We start from the raw sequence: 18807 nt of genomic DNA, 5'->3' as shown, positions 1-18807 counted from the left end.
GCGGTGGGAACCTTATCTGCGCCCTCGGAAGGACCACCTTCGGATCACTGAGACGTCGTGCTGCGGAGTGTACGAGTGGGCGAGCCAGGGTGGGCAGTTCTTGATTCTCCGTGCTGCAGAGGCTAGGGGCTATGAAGAGGCTGGCAGGGGACGCTACAAGCACGCGCGTGAGCTTTGGATGATGCTCATCGTGGAGTTCGAGAAGGACCATGTGTGTAGAGATCCGTACGCTGCCGACACCCAAGCCGGGTGGCGCGGTGACACGAGGCCGGGCAAGAGTCCGCGGCTTGAGCGGTCACCGGCATCTGCTGTAAGCACTGTGTCCAGGGATGCGTAGAGCGCCGGAGCCCTCATAATCCGCGCTCAGAGATCTCGGTAAGACTTGTTGGCTCAATCTGGCGCCGCATCGCGTCTGTGACCCCACGGAGGGGAAGACTTCGAGAGAAGACGTGGAGCCGCGTTAGTCCGCAGGTCCTGCCCTGTCCGCCCTACCCTAGAGACGATGTGCCTCGGTGAGGGAGCGCGATGAGCAAGGCGATAGATGGGCCCACCTACGTTCGGATAGCCGAGGATATCCGCTGTCGTATCCGTGACGGAGATCCCCCCGTCGGCGGCATGCTGCCTTCTGAGGCGATCCTTGCCCGCACGTATGGCGTGGCACGAGGAACCGTACGCCAAGCCGTCGCCGAGCTGGAGCGGGCGGGCCTGGTGGCCAGCGAGGCAGGCCGTGGACGTCGGGTGGTTGGAGAAGCGCCGTCAGGAGACCGCCGTGCGGCCTCGACGCAGTACGAGACGATCGCCGAGGCGATGCGCAAGCGGATCGAGAGCGGCGAACTCGCGGCCGGCCAACAGCTACCGGGCGAAGCCGCGACTGCGGAGGAGTATGGCGTCTCGAAGGGCACTGTCCGACAGGCGTTCCAGTTGCTCGCCTCTGAACAGACGATCACCTCCATCCACGGGAGGGGGTGGTTCGTCGGCGGGCCCGACCACGCACATACACGCGCTGACGACGTCGCCGCTGCCCTACGGCGGGAGATAGCCAGTGGTCAGTTCGCCATAGGTGCCGTGCTCCCTGGAGAGAGTGCACTGGCTCAAGAGCGAGGCGTTGGCCGTATCACTGTCAGACGAGCGTTCGCGCTGCTAGAAGCAGAGGGGATAGTCGAGAAGCGGGCCGGTAAAGGCCGCGTGGTCAAGACACAACCAAAGGGCTCATAGTGACCGTGTTCGAGTCAGCCGCCGTCCCCTTCACCTCTCAGGAAGCACAGGCGACTCTCCAGGAGGCATGCAAGGTCGCCGGCCTCGCGAGCGAGGACGCGCGGCTGATCCGCCTCGGCGAGAATGCCCTCTTCGTGCTGTCGGCCGAACAGGTCGTCGTACGCATCGCGCGGAGCCTGGACGTTCTTGACGACGCCCGCAAGGAGGTGGCTGTGGCCGCCTGGCTTCATGAAGCGGGACTACCAGCGGCGCGGACAACGCACCACCCCCAACCTCTCGTTGCCAGGGACAGGCCCGTGACGCTGTGGCGCTTCATCGACAGCGGCGATGGTGCCGCGACCTTAACTGACCTAGCCGAGGTTCTGCGGGCTCTGCATCGGATGCCGGTTCCGGAAGATCTGGCGCTGCCACAGCTCGACATCCTTGGGCGCGTCTCGGAACGCATCTCCTCGGCCAGTGTCCTCACCGACCAGGAACGCCAGTTCCTGCTCACGAGGTACCAGCAGCTCCAGACAGCCTACGAGGCCCTGCATTTCCCCCTGGCCGCCTGCGCCGTGCACGGTGACGCACACTCGGACAACCTCATCAAGACCACCGAAGGCGCCGTCGTGCTGATTGACTTCGAGCGTTTCGCCTTCGGCCCTCCTGAGACCGATCTCGCCGTCACAGCCATCGAACACTCTCTGGGCTGGGGTACTCGTGCCGAATATGACCAGTTCGCGGAGCGCTACGGGTTTGACGTCGTGGCATGGGAGGGCTATCCCGTGCTCAGAGACATCAACGAGTTGAAGATGACGACATGGCTGATGCAGAACGTCAATGAAGATGAGGATATCGCTCGGGAGTTTCGCAACCGCCTTTTCTGCCTGCAGAATCCGGACGCGCCTCGTCAGTGGCGGGCTTTCTAGCCACCGAGGGACGGATATTTTTCCGCGATGAGGGTGTTGAAGGCCCTGACCGAATCTTCGCAGTCGAAGCCCGCGAGGTCGGCTTTCAGATCTCGGACGTACCGGAGATAACGCGCGGACTTGAGTGGCCCGGCCAGGTTGACGGCTTCAAGTGCAACCAAGGCGGCTTTCGCGGGTTGCCCCATGTGGACGTAGCTGGCTGCTTGTACGAGGCGGTCGAAGGCGAGCGTCCGCACGTACATCGGATCGCAGAGATCGACGGCGTGGCCGACGAACTCCATGGCCTGCGAAGGGATTCTGAGGTCGCGGTAGCAGTGCGCGCCCTCACTCGCCAGCTCGGCGGCGTCGAAGTAGCGTGACCATGGCGGGTCATCGTCCACCTTGCGCTTGCTGAAATACGTTTCGGCCTGGAGCAAGGCGCGTGCGCACTGGGCCTCATCGCCGTTCCCTGCGTGGGCCCGCGCTTCCATGGCGTGGAACAGAGCCATGGGCGTGGCGGTGGAGACGTCCTTGCATCCTTCCTGTGCTGCCCGCGCAAGCTGTATCGCCTGGTTGTAGCGGCCGAGGTAGTTGGCCTGATGGCTCATATCGGCGAGCAGCAGACCGCCCATCATGCGGTCACCCGACGCCTGTGCGAGGCGTAGCCCTTGGAGGAAATACCGCTGAGCGAGCCCGTGCCTGCCCAGGTCGTAAGCCGTCCAGGCGACCAACTCCGTGATTTCCGCAGCCGCCGCGTACAACGATCGCCCAACCGACTCGGTGAATTTCCCGTTCAGCATCGGGACGACCTCGCGGTTGTAATACTGAATGAGCGCAGAGCGCGCATGACCGCCGCCGAACTGGAATCCCATGTTGGCGAAGATCTCGGTTGTCACCCGGATCGCGTGGACGTCCCACACGCCCACAGATGGCCGGGCGTTCTGCCTGGTTTGATGCGGCTCAGGGCGGGACAGCAGCCATGCGATCAGAGCCTCGCTCCAGGCGTCCGGCACGATCACGGACTCCAGAGCTACAGGATCATCGGCGAGGTCGCGCCGAGTAAGACCCAGCAGCAGGCTCCCGACATCGGATATCCCGCCGCCGTGGGCGAGGGTGGCTTCAAGCGTCTCGGGAGTGACGACGCTGCCCAAGCCGACGTCGTCCAACGAGAACGTCACGCCGGCCTTCTGAGAGAGGGCCTCGGTGATGAACCTTGCCGTTGTCGGCCGAGGCTTCACGCCATCAAGCCAGCGCTTCACGTCCACATGGGTGCAGCTCAGGCTTATGCCCTCTTTCTGGGCGATTTGCCGTACCCGTGAAGCAAGTCCCGAATTTGAGCAATCCGCACGTCGCATAGCCTGCGCGAGCGCAACATTGGGCATTCGAGACACGTTCACCTCCATATATCCGCGCCTTCGCATCATGGCGCGGACAAGGCTTCCGCGGCTCGAACTCCACAAATTTGGTCTGGATGTTTTCGCTGGTCGAGGGCCAGATCACCCCTAAAAAGCACCCCCTGTGCATTCAGTCCCGGGGGTGATCACAGTGTTGCCGCAGCGTGCGGCGAGGAATCCTTGAGTCAGCAGGAACGAGCGAGGCGAGACCCGCAGCAATCCAACGCGACCGGTGCTGTGGACTTGACTCTCAGTGACTGTACATGTTCTATGTCTCTTAGAACCTGCTCGCAGGTTCTCGAATCGAGAGGGCTCACCATGCTTGTCCGTCCGCGAAAGGTGCTCCCGACCGTCCTCATGATCTGCGCCGCCCTCTACGCCCTGAAGGACCCGGAGGGCGCGGCGACCATCGTCAAGGCGGCGGCGCACCTGGTCATGAGCGCGTCCGAGTCGTTCGCGCGGTTCGTCCAGACCGTCAGCAACTAACCGCCGGAAGAGAGACCCACCAGTGACACACAACATCAACCGCCCGATCCACCCGGCGCGCATGTCGCTCGCCGAAGTGGAAGCGACCTGGCGCGTGGACGGCGAAACGCCGCTCCCCGAATGCACCTACGACCCCGAGCTGCACACCGGCCCTCGGCTCACGATCGAGACCACCGAGGAACGCGCCGCCCGCGAGGCCGTCGCCCGCGAGATCTGCGCAACCTGCCCGGCGCGGTTGTTCTGCGACGTCTACGCGCTGGAGACGCGCCCGACCTCGGGCATCTGGGCGGGCCGGACGCCCGCCGAGGTGGCCGAGCACGCCGCCGAGCTGGAAGACCTGGAGGTGGCCTGATGGCAAGCCGCCTCCGCGCCCGCTTCTGGGACCCGACCGGCGACCGGTACAGCATCCCCACCTACCCGTGGAAGATGGCTCCGCCGCACCTGCGCACCCTTCGCCAGCTCACCGCCGAGGGGCTGCGCCCTGGCGGCCAGGGCGTACAGGCTCAAGTGCTGTGGTGCTCCCGCCGCTACGGCGCACCCGGCGTCCGCACCGCCTACCTGTACGACGTCCGGTTCGCTCTGCCCAAGCGCACCGCGACCCTTCGCCAGCGCGCCGCCTTGTCGAAGGCGAACGCGGCTCGGCGTACCTGCCCGGAGTGCCTGACGGATGTCGGCTACGTGCTGCCGCGCCACCTCGGCACGTGCCTCGACTGCGCAGAGGAGATCGCCGCATGAACGTCTGCCACACCGCACCCCGCCCCCTCACCGAGGGTGAGCGGACAGCCGTAGCCGTCACGGCCGCCGTAACCGGCGCGCTCGGACTGATCGGGTTCATCAACAGCTTCGAGCGCGTCGCACACGCCGCCGGCCCGTCGTTCGGCTGGTTCGCGTGGACGGTCCCGCTCGGCATTGACCTGGGCATCGCCGTGTTCTCAGCGCTCGACATCGTGCTGGCCCGCCTCGGCATGCGGGTGAGCTGGCTCCGGTTCATCCCGTGGGCGCTGACCGGCGCGACGGTCTACCTCAACGTGGCCACCTACCTCAGCGCACCGGGTGCTACCGACTGGTTCGCGGTCGTCGCCCACGCCCTGCTCCCACTGCTGTGGGTCATCGCCATCGAGGTCGGTGCGCATGTCATCCGCAAGCGCGCTGACCTGGCCAAGCCCGATCACATGGACGGGATCCGCCGTTCACGCTGGCTGCTCGCCCCGATGGCGACCGTCGCGCTCTGGCGTCGCATGGTGCTCTGGGAGATCTGCAGCTACCCCGAGGCCCTCGGACGCGAGCGCGAACGCATCCTGGCCAAGACAGAGCTGCAGGACCGGTACGGCCTGCTCTGGCGCTGGAAGGCCACCCGTCGAGAGCGAGCCCTGTACTACCTCGGCGAACTCACACCGAAGAACATCCCGCTGCAGGCGGAGGCAGTACGTGTCGATCAGGAGAACGTCCCCCCAGCCCTGCCACCCGCGCCGCGCAAGCGCCCAGCCCCGAAGAGCACCCGTGCCAAGTCCCCGTCGCGAACGCCGAACGTGGGTGACCTCGTCCCCCTCGGACGACGCGTCGCCGCTGACCTCAAGGCACAAGGCGAGCCTCTGACCCGTGACCGCCTTCGAGACGCCTTCCGCCGCCAAGGACAGAGCATCTCTACCGATCGGGCCGGAGCGCTTCTGTCCCGGCTGAAGAGCGAGGGCTCCGCGAAACAGGCGACGCCCGTACGCGAAGACGAGGCCGCCTGATGACCCTGACCATCACCGACACGCACATGACCTCGGACGACTGCCCGAACATGGCCGGACTTCGAGACCGCCTCTGGAGCGTCACCGGCTACCCCGGACGCACCTTCGATCGCAACCAGGCCATCACCGCCATACTGCTGGCCGAACTCCTGGCTACGCGCCAGTTCCCGGAGGACCGTACCGAGCTGCTCGCCGCCACCTGGCGCGCCGAACTCGGCCTCACCGCAGCGGACGGGCCGCACACTCCGACCGCTGCCGAAACGCCCGCAGACCGACCGGACGAGCAGCGGTCCGACCGCCCATCGTCCCTGACCGCCACATGGGGCGCGGCCTCATCCGCCAAGACAACGACCGCGCCCCAGGACCCCGCGACCAGCAAGTCAAACGAGGTGCACACATCATGACCCACCAGCAGGACAATCCCAACCACGAGGACGGCAAGGACCCGGACCGGTCCGCCACCCCGGACCAGGAGAACGGCAAGGACGCGGACATCGTCCACCTGGACGCCGCCCGCGCGGGACGTCAGCCGCAGAATCCCGCAGACCGGTCCGAGCAGGACAACGAGGACAGCCCCGCGAGCGCTGACGGACCGGTCCTCGAAGGCGCGGTCGTCCGCGTCGACCAACCCGGTCCGACCGCCGCCGACTGGCGGACCGCACTGGAGGGGAAGGCCCGCAGCCGACAGCCGATCGTCCCGCTGTGGCTGCGCTCCCGGAGCGAGGCGGTCGAGACCGTCAAGTGGGTCGGTCTTCACTACCTGCACGTGGCCGGATACCAGGTCTGCCGCGTGCCGCTGTACGGCGGACGGCTGACCGCCCGCGCTCCCCGCGGTCTGCTTCGGCTGATCGGCGGAAGCCTCAAGTGGACGTTCGATCTGGAGGGCGAGCCGGTACGACTTGCCGCCGTCCAGAAGGCCGACCCGGAGGCGTACCTCAAGCTCAGCAGGCAACGAGACCGGCGCGTGCGACTGCGGGCCTTGGTCTCCGCCGCAGCGCTGGTGACGCTGCTGATCGTGGCCATCATGGTGGCCAAGCAGCCGACCACCATGCAATGGATGGCGCTCGCGGTCGCCATCGTCACGCTTGGCATCCTCGGCAAGCCTGCCGACCGCCCGCTGATCAACCGCGCGGTCGTGCCGTCCACGGTGGAGAAGCTCACCAGCGACATCGTCGTGCGGTCCCTGACCGCGCTCGGCATCGCCGGCATCAACCAGGCCATCGCCAAGAACCCGAAGGACGCCATCCGGTTCGTCGCCCCGATCACCCGCGACGGCCCCGGTTGGCGGGCGGACATCGACCTGCCCTACGGCGTGACCGTGGCCGACGTGATGGACAAGCGCGACCGCATGGCCTCGGCCCTACGCCGCCCGCTGGGCTGCATCTGGCCCGAGGGCGACTCGACCATCCACGAGGGACGGCTGATCCTGTGGGTGGGGGACAAGGACCTGTCCAAGACCGTCATCAAGTCCCCGCTGCTCAAGACCAGCTCGCACGACGTCTTCAAGGGCATCCCGTTCGGCTGCGACCCGCGAGGCCGCGCCATCGTCGTACCGCTCATCGAACAGAACATCCTGATCGGATCCCAGCCCGGCCAGGGCAAGACCGCCTCCGTGCGGGTGCTGGCCTCTGGCGCGGCCCTCGACCCGAGCGCCGAACTGTGGATCCACGAACTCAAGGGCACCGGCGACCTCGACCCGCACGAACAGAACTGCCACCGCTACGTCTCCGGCATCGAGGACGAGGCCATCGGCTACGCCGCCGACTCACTGGCGCTGCTCCGCAAGGAGGTGATGCGCCGCGCCGCCGCGCTCAAGGCCCTGCCGCCGGACCTGTGCCCGGACAAGAAGGTCACCCGGCAGATCGCCGACAAGCGCTCGCTGGGGCTGCATCCGCTGGTCGCCATTTTCGACGAGTGCCAGAACCTGTTCGCTCATGCCGAGTTCGGCGACAAGGCGGGTGATGATGCCGAGTTCATCATCAAGCTCGGCCGCGCTCTCGGTGTGATCCTGGTGCTGGCCACTCAGCGCCCGGACAAGGACAGCCTGCCCACCGGCATCAGCGCGAACGTCACCATCCGCTTCTGCCTGCGCGTCGCCGGCCAGCTCGAAAACGACATGATCCTCGGTACGTCCGCCTACAAGAACGGCATCCGCGCCACCGTCTTCCAACCCAAGATGGACGCCGGTATCGGCTACCTGCTCGGCGCGACCCCGATGCCCAAGGTCGTCCGCACGGCCTATCTGGACACGCCCGCCACCCAACGCATCGCCGACCGTGCCCACGCGCTGCGCGCCAGCACGGGAGCGCTGAGCGGGCACGCCCTCGGCGAGACGCCCGAGCAGAACGCGCCCACGTTCGATCTGCTCGCTGACGTCCTGGCCGTGGTCCCGCCGTCCGAGGCCAAGGTGTGGAACGAGGCGATCGTGGATCGTCTCGCCGAGCTGCGGCCGGACGTCTACGGCGCGTGGGCGCGCCTGGAAGGCGGCGCGAAGACCGCCCAGCTCACTACCGCGCTCAAGCCGTACGGCATCAAGACCATGCAGGTGTGGGGCACGCCCGAGGGCGGCGGCAAGGGCGCCAACCGCATCGGCATCACCCGAGACGACATCGTCACCGCCGTCACCCAGCGTGACAGAGGTAGGGCCTCGTAGCTCAGCCGATCGCCTCTAGACCTAGAGGCAGACCCCTCTAGGTCTAGAGGCCCGCCTAGAGCCCAAAACCGCACCCGACCTGCGATCTAGCACCTAGACCCTGACCTGCGGAAACCCTGGAAATCGGCCCTGGAGGCCCACATGGCCACTGCCCTCACCCTGCTAGCAGTCTGCCTACCGTCGATCACTCTCAGTTACATCATCATCTGCCTGGCATGGCCCTGGCGCCGCTGCATCCGATGCCGCCCCGGCGGCAAGAACCGCACCTGCCGCACCTGCGACGGCACCGGCATGCGGCCCCGCCTCGGCTGGCAGCTCTACGTCTACCTCCGCCGCCTGTACCGCGACGGCACCCACTAATCCCGGCCTTTAGGAAGGAAGCCCGCCATGTCCGGCGAAACCACGATCACGATCATCGGCAACCTGACCAACGACCCCGAACTGCGCTTCACCCAGACCGGAACGGCCGTCGCCACCTTCACCATCGCCTCAAGCCCGCGCGTCTACAACAAGCAGCTTGAGCAATGGGAAGACGGCGAGGCCCTGTTCATGCGCTGCTCGGCCTGGCGCGACCTCGGCGAGCACATCTGCGAGTCCCTCGCCCGAGGCACCCGCGTCATCGCCTCCGGACAGCTCCGGATGCGCACCTACGAGACCGACGAGGGCGAACACCGCACCGTCTTCGAGATGACCGTGGACGAGATCGGCCCGTCCCTGCGCTTCGCCACCGCCAAGCCCGCCAGAGCGACCCGCAAGGCCACTGCCAGCAACGACAGCGGCGCACCCGACGCATGGGCCACCACCGCCACGACGGGCGACAAACCGCCGTTCTAGCCACGCTCACGCACCACGGGATACGGCCTCGGCGACCAGCCGCCAAGCACAACCGCCGAGGCCACCCACCCCGATCACGAGGAAAGGCACTGCCAGCATGTCACCGACCAACACCCATTCCTACCGCTACACCCAAACGACCACACCGCGCCCACACCTGCACGACCTCAACCACCTCGGCCGGGGTCAGCTCACGCTCGACGCGCACACCGCCACCCCATTGGACGCACCCATGCACGTCCTTGCCGAGGGCCACCGCCTGCGGTTCCTTGCGGCCAAGGAGGCGTCCAATGGGGTGGCCTGACCTGACCCGCGCCGCCCTCCAGGCCGCCGCCCGTGGCTGGTACGTCTTCCCGCTCACCCCACGCGGCAAGAAGCCGTTGCGCGGCTTCACCGACTGGGAGCGGCACGCCACCACCGACACCAACCGCATCGCCGCCTTCTGGCCACGCCAGCCGTACAACCTCGGCATCGCCTGCGGCCCGTCCCGCCTGGTCGTGATCGACCTCGACCAGCCCAAGCCCGGCGAGCACCCGCCCGCCGGCCTCGCCCAGCACCACCCACAGAACGGAGAACACGTCTTCCGCCTGCTGTGCGCCGAGCACGCCCAGCCCTACCCCGACGACACCTTCACCGTCAGCACCCGGCGCGGCGGCACACACCTCTACTTCACCCCGCCTGAAGGTCAACGCCTGCGCAACAGCGCAGGCCACAAGGGCGGGCTCGGCTGGCTGATCGACACCCGCGCCTGTGGCGGCTACGTCGTCGGCCCTGGCAGCCACGTCACCCAACCGGACGGCACCGGCCCGTACGAGATCATCCGCGACCTACCACCCACGCCGCTCCCGGCCTGGCTCGCCGAGGCACTCGCACCGACCGCACCGCCCTCGATGAGCGCCGCCGATCTCCTGGCCAGCCTGCCCGATCACCGGCTGACCAAGTACGGCCAGGCCGCGCTACGCGGCGAGGTCGAACGCGTGGCCACCGCCCAACGCGGCACCCGCAACCGCGCGCTCAACACCGCCGCCTTCAACCTCGGCCAACTCGTCACACGCCGCGTACTGCCCGCCGAGGTCGTCATCACCGCCCTTCAGTCCGCAGCCGAGACCGCGAACGCCGAAGGCGACCCGAACCCGCCACGCGAGATCGCCGCCGTCATCGCCTCTGGCCTGTCCGCAGGCATGAAAGCCCAGCCACGCCGTAGCAGGGCCGCATGAACACCAGCCAAGGAGCACCAGCCATGAACAACCGCACACCCACCGGCGCCGCCCTACTCGACCGACTACGCGCCGCACTCGTCCGCTACGTCATCCTGCCGAGCGCCGAGGCGGCCGACGCCGTCACTCTGTGGATCGCCGCCACCCACGCGCAACCCGCATGGGCACACGCGCCCCGGCTCGTCATCCGCGGACCGGAGAAGCGCTGCGGCAAGTCCCGGCTCCTGGACGTGGTCGAGGCCACCTGCCACGAACCGTTCATCACCGTCAACAGCTCCAGCGCCGCCGTCTACCGCTCCATCACCGAAGACCCGCCAACCATGCTCGTGGACGAGGCCGACACCATCTTCGGCCCCAAAGCCGACGGCAACGAAGACCTGCGCGGCCTGCTCAACGCCGGACACCAGCGCAACCGCCCGGCCAAACGCTACGACGCCGCCACCAACCGCGTCGAAAGCATCCCAACCTTCGCCATGGCCGCACTCGCCGGCATAGGTGCGATGCCCGACACCATCGAAGACCGTGCCGTCGTCATCCGCATGCGCCGCCGCGCCCCCGGCGAGAACGCCGCCCCCTACCGCCACCGCCGCGACCGCGCTCCACTTCGCGAGCTGGCGACCGACCTGAACCAGTGGCTTCGCGCCGACCTGTCCGCTCTGGAGGAGGCTGAGCCGAGCATGCCCGTCGAAGACCGTGCGGCCGATACCTGGGAACCCTTGGTCATCGTTGCCGACCACGCTGGGGGAGGCTGGCCTGATCGGGCCCGCGCCGCCACGTTGCAGCTCACCGCCGAGGCCGACGACAACGGCCAGACCTCGGCCCGCGTACGCCTACTGACGGCTTGCCGCACCGCCTTCGGCTCGGACACCGCCCTGCCCACCGCGGTCTTGCTGGAACGGCTCAAGAGCGACCCCGAGAGCGAATGGGCCGACCACGGCCCGGCCGGACTGACCGCGATGAAGCTCGGCACGATGCTGCGCGAATACGACATCCGCTCAGCCAACATCCGCTTCCCCAATGGCCAGCAGGCCAAGGGCTACCAGCGGGCCGACTTCGCCGACTCCTGGGCCCGCTACTGCCCGGCCCTCGGACCCATCCCAGAGGCCGACGTCGTCCCGATCGACAGGGAGACCCGTCCCAGCCGTCCCAGCCTCGTCACCGCAGGTCAGAGCGGGACGGCTCCCATCGCCGGGACGGCATAACCCGTCCCACCAAAACAAGCCGTCCCAGGCTTGACCTGCAGAAATGACCCTGGGACGGCTGGGACGGCTCACCCCTCCCGAACCGTCCACGAGCACCCTCGGCGACCAGCCGCCAAGCACAACCGCCGAGGCGTCACCCAGCACCGATCACATGCCGGAAGGAACGCGCCTCATGGCCACCGTCACCCGCCTCCGAGCAATGCTCACTGTCCCGGAGGTCTGCGCCGAACTCCAGATTTCCCGATCCACCTTCTACGACTGGCGGCAGAAGGGCCGTGCCCCGCGCTGCGTCACCTTGCCGAACGGCTCACTCCGCATCCGCCTCGCTGACCTGGACAACTGGCTCAACTCGCGAGAGGACGCCGCCTGATGAAGAACACCACCTACGACGTGCGCTTCTACAAGACCGAGGTCCGCAAGAACACGCTGGGCAAGGTCACGTCCTACCGCGTCCGCTGGTCCACTGCCGGGAAGGAATGGAAGAAGACCTTCCAGAAGAGCGCCCAGGCAGACGCCTACCGCAGCAGCCTCGTCACCGCCGCCCGCGAGGGAGAAGCGTTCGACCTGGTCACGGGCGAACCCGCAAAGTGGGGGCGCACTCAGCAACCGGAAATGACCTGGTACGAGTTCGCCTGCAAGTTCGCCGATTTCAAGTGGAAGGCGGCCTCGGCGAAATACCGCCAAGACATAGCCCGCGCGCTCACCGCCGCCACACCCGCCATGCTCTCCAGCAATAGAGGCAAGCCCAGCGACCTCGCGCTCCGCACCGCCATGCGCCGATGGGCATTCAACACGAAACAGCGTGCCGAAGCTTCCGAGGAAACCGCTCAGGTCCTCACCTGGCTCGCCAAGAACACCATGCCCGTGTCCGCACTGGCAGAGCCCGCCACGCTGCGCGCCGTTCTCGAAGTCGCCAACAGCCGGTTGGATGGCAAGCCCGCCGCCACGAGCACGATTCGCAGGAACAAGACCATCCTGCAAAACGCCTTGGACTACGCCGTCGAGCTGAAGCTCCTCACCACCAACCCGATCAAGTCCCTGAGGTGGAAGCCGCCCAAGGTCACGTACGAGGTGGACAAGCGCAGCGTGATCAACCACGCACAGGCGCGCCACCTTCTCGCCGAGGTCGGAAAGCAGCAACCGAGCGGGCAGCGACTGGTGGCGTTCTTCGCGGTGATGTACTACACCGCTCTGCGCCCCGAGGAAGCCGTCAACCTCAGAGGGGACAACGTGCTCATCCCGGATCTCGTCAGAAACGAGGAGACCGGCGAGATGGAAGAACCCGCCGACGATTGGGGAGAACTACATCTTGCCAACGCCGCGCCGTTCGCCGGCCGGGAATGGACCGACGACGGCAGTCTGCGCGAGGAACGCGCACTCAAGCACCGCGCCAAGGGCCAGACGCGGACGATCCCGTGTCCGCCCGCCCTTACCAAGCTCCTCCGCGCCCATCTCGCCGAGTTCGACACCGGCCCCGAAGGGCGGCTCTTCACCGGCGTGCGAGGAGGAGAACTGCCGAGCATCACCTACTGCCGAGCCTGGCGTAGAGCCCGCGAGAACGCCCTGACGCCGCGAGAGGCACGCTCGCCCCTAGCCAAGCGCGTCTACGATCTCCGCCACGCCTGCGTCTCCACCTGGCTCAACGCAGGTGTCCCCGCCACACAAGTAGCCGAGTGGGCAGGCCACAGCGTCGAAGTCCTGCTCAGGATCTACGCCAAGTGCATCGTCGGCCAGGACGAGGCCGCCAAGCGACGCATCGCTGAGGCCCTTAAGGACGACGAGCCATGACCGGGTCCACACACGGAAGCGTGGGCAAGCGTTAGAGGTAGATGCCCGCGACCGATCAGCGAGAGCTGCAAACAACCGGACATGTGAAGAGAGCCTCTGGTCTGTGTCTGCGCATTTCAGAGGCTCTTAAGGGGATCGTTCCGTATATGTTAGAGATCATGGAACGTGCAGCCCGTCTGCGCACACCTCGACACGCGAATGTCCAAAGCGCCTATTAGCAGCTAGGTGCTTGATCGTCCCGGACCGTTCCATGTGGTCCGATGCGGCTGGGCTTGCTTCCTGGAGCGGGGTGGTACGGCATGAAACTGCAACCCAAACTGCAACCCGCGCCGATCTTCGCCCGCACCAGCGGAGACCTCTTCTTGCCATCCCGTCTACCGACGTGGAAGCCGGGCCTCCTCAAGTCACCAGATCCAGAATTACAGTACTGCAGTGGAGATAAGTGACTTCCGCCGGATGCTAGTTACTCCTTTCGCACGAGACCGGTATAGCCGATCACGGCAAGGGTGGTGAATGCCCAACCGAACGCGATGGCGAGCCAGCTCGCCCACAGATAAAAACAACCCCATGGCGCCTGGCGGTTTATCCGCCAGTTCTCGATTTGTCCGACCTTGATAATCGGGACGACGAGATCGATGGCGTATCCCATAGGGGAGAAGCAGGTATAGGATGCCGTGCATTTCATGGCGGTGGGAAATGGTGCACTCCAATGTATAGGTTTAGCCGGTACGATTACGCTCTCTTGATTTTGGGCAACCAAGAGCACCGCCAGAACCAAAAGATAGACTACGCCGAGCGCCAACACCGCTCGCCATGACTCATAGCCATACTTGATGAACTTGTCGAAAAACAAGTTAGTGAACTGCCTCCACCGAGTGAGACCACCATACTTACGCAGGTCAGCGCGCCGGGCGATCGCTACGGTCCGCGCCTCCGTGTCCTGCCCAGCTTGTCGGTATACCCGGACCAATTGTTCGTATGGCTGCCCAGCGAATACCTTCAAATTCGTCATTGCTACATGACTTTTCTGGATCCACTTCTGCACCCGATGACGCGCTGTTGGCTGGTTTGAGCCGCCGAAGCCGTCGTAGATGAACCCTGCTAGCTGTAGCTTGCCGGCAGGAGGCCAGTACCCCTCCGGCCTGCCTACCCCCCAATCATCGTCGAGTCGACGTACCGATGCCCGTGCCAGATCTACCAGTCCAGTCACTGCGGAACTCGGCGTCCAATTTAGCTCATGGTCCACTCGAAGTCCTGGAGCGACAAAAGCCGCCGATCGTCCGAGAAGTTCGGCTTCCTCCAAAGTGACCCTGCCGGTTATACATGCCATACGAAGTGACACAGTGCCCTTGGCCATGAACCCCTTATCGAGAAGCACGTCGCCGCCGACCTTCATCCCATCACCGATCAGCGATTCCCCTTCATCGTCGACGCCAACGAGTTGCGCGCCGGTGCACGAGAGATGACCGCCGATGCCCATCCCACGTAGGCGTACCGCACCCTTGGCCATAAACCCATTATCGAGGAGCACGTCGCCGCCAACCTTCATCCCATTGCCAATCAACGCATTGCCGTTGCTATTGGCGCCAACGAGCTGCGCGCCGGTGCAGGAGAGCTGGCCACCGATGTCCGCGCCAAACAGACGTACCGCACCTTTAGCGGTGAACCCCCTATCGGGGGGAACATTCCTATTGAGGAGTGCATCCCTATCGAAGAGCACGTTGCCGACGACATTTAGCCTGTCGCCGATAAACGCATTGCCCTTGGTATCCGTGCCCCTGAGTTGCGCGCCGGTGCAGGAGAGCTGGCCACCGATGTCCGCGCCAAACAGACGTACCGCGCCCTCAGCGGAGAACTCCTTATCGAGGAGCACGTTGCCGACGACATTTAGCCTGTCGCCGATAAACGCATTGCCCTTGGTATCCGTGCCCCTGAGTTGCGCGCCGGTGCAGGAGAGCTGGCCACCGATGTCCGCGCCAAACAGACGTACCGTACCATTGGCAATGATTCCTTTGTGCAAGAACACGTCGCCGCCAACCTTCATTCCGTCGCCGATAAACGCATTGCCCTTGGTATCCGTGCCCCTGAGTTGCGCGCCGGTGCAGCAAAGCTGGCCACCGATGTTCGCCCCTGGTAGCCGTACCGCGCCCTTGGCCATGAACCCCTTATCGAGGAACGCGGCCCCGCCCACTTTCATCCCGTCACCGATCAATGCATCACCATCGTTGTCAGCACCAACGAGCTGCGCACCGGTGCACGTGAGGTCGCCGGTGATTAGGGCAACAGCCAAGCTGATCGAACCGCGAAACGTTGATCCGGTTATGTTTAGATCATGACTCGTCACAAGCCTGTCAGCAGCAAACCCCGGTGCATGACAGCCAAGCAGGGCAATGGTAGAAGCAGTCACTCCGCTTAGGTTTATTGGGCTCCAGCTATCCAGGTAGCAATCAGTCAGTACCAGCGGGCAGTGTAGGCTAGCGTAAGCGAGGTCGAGAGGACCGGTGATCCGCACGCCCCGGAGCTGAATACCTTTGGTGTGCACTGGTTGCTGTGGGTCCACCAGCAGATAACGTAGTACCGTTGCCCGCACCGTACGGTCCGGTCCCCATTTCATCATCACGCTAAGGACAGGGCGGTCCTCGCAGGGATAGCTCAAACAGGAGCCCTTTGCAGCACTCTGAACCAGGCTTGCCTCTGGCGGCCTCAAGGTGTCGGTTGTCTGCCAACCAACTGCATCCCAGTCACAGGGCGAAGCTGCTGGCCACTGAAAACGCGTACCCCGCACCACCGGGCCCCCAGTGTCGTCCGCTGACGAGCGATGCATTATACGTCCTTCCTTGTAGCAGTTCTCTGTTGCAGCTGTTCTATATGGCTCAGAAAGGCAGGCTACCGAGCGGTGGAAATTTGAATCCGTATTTGTTACCGGCACATGCACTCCGCATGGCGCCGTGTCGGTGGAAATGTTGTACTGTGGGCACCCGCCCTCACTGGTATGGACGCTGCAGGGGCGTGACCATTCTCAGCGATTCACAGCCTCTGACCTACGACGGCGCTTCCATCTGCGCCAGCAATGACCTCAATTTTTACGCCTTTTTGCACGTATGGCGCGCACCCCCCCTGTGCTGCTGTGGCAGCCTGGCGCAAATCTTCGGGAGGCTCTAACTCCTGACATCCTGCTCGCAAATAGCTGTGACGATCTTGGCCTGCGCGGGAAGACTCAGCTCAGCGTCTTGATCGGTTATCCGTGGCTCCCTGCTGTTGCCCTTCATTCCCATCTCATTGGGCACGCAGTGGGCACGGAGCCACGATGCTGGAGCGCTGCTTGGCTCAACCCGACCCCCGCTAACCTGCGGCCATCCCAGAGGGGCCAACCAAGCCGCAGTCACGAGGGAAGCCGCCGTCCGGCCACCGATCGAGACCCGTAGGTCCTTTTTACGATCATCACGCATCACCTTGCCCTTCTTGTCTCGTGTGCTGTTTCGCTTGTAGGTGTACGAGATATGGAGGAAGGCCACGCATAGAAGTCCGACGAAGATTGTCATCAGCTCGGGAGTCGAGTTCAGCCCAGCAATGCCCGGTAATCAACCTACGTCAAATCGGATATCCACGAAGGTGAGACCGATACGGAGCCGTCCCCTATTGATGGTCCCGTCGCCGTCGTCCCACCCGTCAGGGGAGCGGGGCAGAGGGTAGGGGTGAAGGTGGAGGTCCCCACTGGAAGAACGACTTCGCCCCTACCCTCTGGTCTGCTCGGGCTTGTCCTGGGCGACGGTGACGGGACGATCAGGCTCTACTCAGCCACTGGCTGGCCTTTGTTGTCCACAATCATCTCGGAGCCCGAGGCTCCCGCCGGAGGCTTGCTTGAAGGGCACTCCATGGGTGCGGAGCGGCGTGGCCGGCGGAATGCTGTAGGCACCCAAAGGGCGAGCGTGAGCGAGTTCGACCAGCGACGGTGCGGCCGGTTTTGTGCGGCGGTGCGGCGCTTGGTCGGTGGGCTTTGGGGCGTACGGTGGGGCGGGCGTACGGCGATGCTCCGCGCGGCGCTTGCGCGAGAACGGCCCCTAGACCGCACGCGCAGCGCGGGACGGTGGCGCGGGGCGTATGGCGGCGCGCCGCGCCGCTGTTTGATCCTCACAAGAACGATTCAGCAGGCATCGCATACGCATGCCATTGAGCAGGGAACTGGTCTGGGCAGACGTGGCCAGGGCCGACCCAGCTCCCGTCCATCAGTTCTAAGCCCTCACAGACTGCTTCGTGAGCACGAGAGCCGAACAGCACACCAGAGTGACACTGATGCACCCCAGGCGAGAGGTGAGGACATCGTCGGTCATGAGAGGAGGCCGAGCGACGCATCGCCGAGACCCTCAAGGATGGCCCTGGCTGGCCGAAACCGTGCATGGGGTCGTGGGCAAGCATTGGGCGTGGACGCCCGCAAACGATCAGTGAGAGCCGTAGACGGCCGGACATGCGAAGAGAGCCTCTGACTTGCATTGCCGCAGGTCAGAGGCCCTCTTGTACTGGTGGAGAGAAGCGCGCCCTGCAGGATTCGAACCTGCGACCGTCGGATTAGAAGTCCGATGCTCTATCCAGCTGAGCTAAGGGCGCTCCCGCCTTATTGTGCATGATCCGGCGACATGTCACGTACATGTTTTCGTCGTGTCAGTCTGTCAGGCCGATCACACCCCACATGAGCAGCGTTCCGACGACCGTGGCCGTGAGGGTCCAGCCGGTGGCGCGGCGGGGGGTGTGGGCCTCAGGGAGGATATCGGAGGTGGCTAGGTAGAGGAGGAATCCGGAGAAAAGTCCGAGGTAGGCGGCCAGGAGGCCGTCCGGGATGGAGATGACGGAGGTGAGGGTGGCGCCTGTTACGGGGGCCAGGGCGTCGAGGGTGAGGAGGGTGAGGGCGCGGCGGCGGGCGTTGCCGTAGAGGGAGATGATCGTGTACGTGTTGAAGCCGTCGGTGAAGTCGTGAGCGATTACTCCTATCGCCACGGCGACGGCCAGGGAGGTGTCGGTCTGGTGGGCGGCGCCGATGGCGGCTCCGTCCAGGAAGCTGTGGGCGATCAAGGCTGAGCCGGCCGCGAGGCCGACGCCGGCGCGGTGGTGGCGGTGGGTGGCGTAGTCGGTTTCGTGGGCGTCGTGCATGCCCATGGAGCGCTCCACGATGTGGATGCCGAGGAAGGCCACAGCGAACATGAGCATGGGCACCGGAGCGCCGTACAGGGTGAGTGAAGTGGCGGAGAGGGCCTCCGGGAGCAGGTCGAAGGCGACCACGCCGAGCATGACGCCGGCGGCGAAGCCGAGGACGAGGTGGCGGTGCCGGCCGATGCGGTCGGCGACCAGCCCGCCGAGCAGGGTCATCAGGAACGCTGCCAGCGACAGCAGGATCGGCATG

General features: G+C 65.4%; 18 protein-coding genes and 1 tRNA gene. 15 read left to right on the top strand and 4 right to left on the bottom strand.

Translation table 11 applies throughout. The features are described from left to right. Positions 1-525: 525 nt before the first annotated feature. Together OIE67_RS02825 and OIE67_RS02820 are read left to right on the top strand one after the other, a co-directional pair. Positions 526-1215, top strand: coding sequence for a GntR family transcriptional regulator (locus tag OIE67_RS02825; protein ID WP_326636343.1), 690 nt, complete (start codon positions 526-528; stop codon positions 1213-1215). Then, positions 1215-2123 carry an aminoglycoside phosphotransferase family protein gene (locus OIE67_RS02820; protein WP_326636341.1) on the top strand — a complete coding sequence of 303 codons (909 nt, stop codon included), beginning with the start codon at positions 1215-1217 and terminating at the stop codon, positions 2121-2123. The genes OIE67_RS02825 and OIE67_RS02820 overlap by 1 nt, the downstream gene beginning before the upstream one ends. Here OIE67_RS02820 and OIE67_RS02815 read toward each other — a convergent pair. Continuing rightward, entirely contained in the window at positions 2120-3505 is a 1386-nt protein-coding gene (locus OIE67_RS02815; RefSeq protein ID WP_326636340.1) for a hypothetical protein, read from the bottom strand. The genes OIE67_RS02820 and OIE67_RS02815 overlap by 4 nt on opposite strands. 309 nt (positions 3506-3814) lie before the next feature. Between OIE67_RS02815 and OIE67_RS02810 the strand changes: the two genes are divergently transcribed. The 13 genes from OIE67_RS02810 to OIE67_RS02750 all read left to right on the top strand — a co-directional run bounded on the left by OIE67_RS02810 (position 3815) and on the right by OIE67_RS02750 (position 13412). Then, positions 3815-3982 carry a hypothetical protein gene (locus OIE67_RS02810; RefSeq protein ID WP_189138686.1) on the top strand — a complete coding sequence of 56 codons (168 nt, stop codon included), beginning with the start codon at positions 3815-3817 and terminating at the stop codon, positions 3980-3982. A 22-nt stretch (positions 3983-4004) separates the two neighbouring features. Beyond that, the gene (locus tag OIE67_RS02805) at positions 4005-4334 is read left to right on the top strand and encodes a WhiB family transcriptional regulator (protein ID WP_326636333.1); all 330 of its coding nucleotides are present in this window, start codon (positions 4005-4007) and stop codon (positions 4332-4334) included. Next, positions 4334-4717, top strand: coding sequence for an RRQRL motif-containing zinc-binding protein (locus tag OIE67_RS02800; protein ID WP_326636331.1), 384 nt, complete (start codon positions 4334-4336; stop codon positions 4715-4717). The genes OIE67_RS02805 and OIE67_RS02800 overlap by 1 nt, the downstream gene beginning before the upstream one ends. Then, positions 4714-5718 carry a DUF2637 domain-containing protein gene (locus tag OIE67_RS02795; RefSeq protein ID WP_326636330.1) on the top strand — a complete coding sequence of 335 codons (1005 nt, stop codon included), beginning with the start codon at positions 4714-4716 and terminating at the stop codon, positions 5716-5718. The genes OIE67_RS02800 and OIE67_RS02795 overlap by 4 nt, the downstream gene beginning before the upstream one ends. Continuing rightward, a complete protein-coding gene (locus OIE67_RS02790) occupies positions 5718-6122 on the top strand; it encodes a hypothetical protein (protein ID WP_326636328.1) in 405 nt (134 codons plus the stop codon). Before OIE67_RS02795 ends, OIE67_RS02790 begins: the two co-directional genes overlap by 1 nt. Further along, a complete protein-coding gene (locus tag OIE67_RS02785; protein WP_326636326.1) occupies positions 6119-8371 on the top strand; it encodes a cell division protein FtsK in 2253 nt (750 codons plus the stop codon). The genes OIE67_RS02790 and OIE67_RS02785 overlap by 4 nt, the downstream gene beginning before the upstream one ends. 141 nt (positions 8372-8512) lie before the next feature. Then, positions 8513-8731 (top strand): DnaJ-like cysteine-rich domain-containing protein, encoded by a 219-nt coding sequence (locus OIE67_RS02780; RefSeq protein WP_326636324.1) that lies wholly within the window; start codon positions 8513-8515, stop codon positions 8729-8731. 27 nt (positions 8732-8758) lie between these two features. Continuing rightward, positions 8759-9205, top strand: coding sequence for a single-stranded DNA-binding protein (locus tag OIE67_RS02775; protein ID WP_326636322.1), 447 nt, complete (start codon positions 8759-8761; stop codon positions 9203-9205). A gap of 97 nt (positions 9206-9302) precedes the next feature. Further along, positions 9303-9509, top strand: a complete 207-nt coding sequence (locus OIE67_RS02770; protein ID WP_326636320.1) for a hypothetical protein — start codon at positions 9303-9305, stop codon at positions 9507-9509. Then, positions 9496-10422, top strand: a complete 927-nt coding sequence (locus OIE67_RS02765; protein ID WP_326636318.1) for a bifunctional DNA primase/polymerase — start codon at positions 9496-9498, stop codon at positions 10420-10422. The genes OIE67_RS02770 and OIE67_RS02765 overlap by 14 nt, the downstream gene beginning before the upstream one ends. Before the next feature lie 23 nt (positions 10423-10445). After that, complete coding sequence (locus OIE67_RS02760) at positions 10446-11624, top strand: DUF3631 domain-containing protein (protein ID WP_326636316.1); 1179 nt, start codon at positions 10446-10448, stop codon at positions 11622-11624. Positions 11625-11796: 172 nt separating this feature from the next. Further along, entirely contained in the window at positions 11797-11994 is a 198-nt protein-coding gene (locus tag OIE67_RS02755; protein ID WP_326636314.1) for a helix-turn-helix transcriptional regulator, read from the top strand. Continuing rightward, the gene (locus tag OIE67_RS02750) at positions 11994-13412 is read left to right on the top strand and encodes a tyrosine-type recombinase/integrase (protein WP_326636312.1); all 1419 of its coding nucleotides are present in this window, start codon (positions 11994-11996) and stop codon (positions 13410-13412) included. Before OIE67_RS02755 ends, OIE67_RS02750 begins: the two co-directional genes overlap by 1 nt. Positions 13413-13875: 463 nt before the next feature. Here the strand turns inward: OIE67_RS02750 and OIE67_RS02745 are convergent, their stop codons facing one another. The 3 genes from OIE67_RS02745 to OIE67_RS02735 all read right to left on the bottom strand — a co-directional run bounded on the left by OIE67_RS02745 (position 13876) and on the right by OIE67_RS02735 (position 18806). Then, positions 13876-15819, bottom strand: coding sequence for a hypothetical protein (locus tag OIE67_RS02745; protein ID WP_326636310.1), 1944 nt, complete (start codon positions 15817-15819; stop codon positions 13876-13878). 2124 nt (positions 15820-17943) lie between these two features. Next, positions 17944-18017 (bottom strand) — tRNA-Arg (locus OIE67_RS02740). A 54-nt stretch (positions 18018-18071) separates the two neighbouring features. Further along, entirely contained in the window at positions 18072-18806 is a 735-nt protein-coding gene (locus tag OIE67_RS02735; RefSeq protein WP_326636308.1) for a ZIP family metal transporter, read from the bottom strand. Position 18807: the final 1 nt, after the last annotated feature.

This window comes from Nonomuraea fuscirosea, from assembly GCF_035917475.1.
GTDB classification, from domain to species: Bacteria; Actinomycetota; Actinomycetes; order Streptosporangiales; family Streptosporangiaceae; genus Nonomuraea; species Nonomuraea fuscirosea.
Note: the sequence above shows the minus strand (reverse complement) of the source record. Positions and strands in the feature narration are given on the sequence as shown.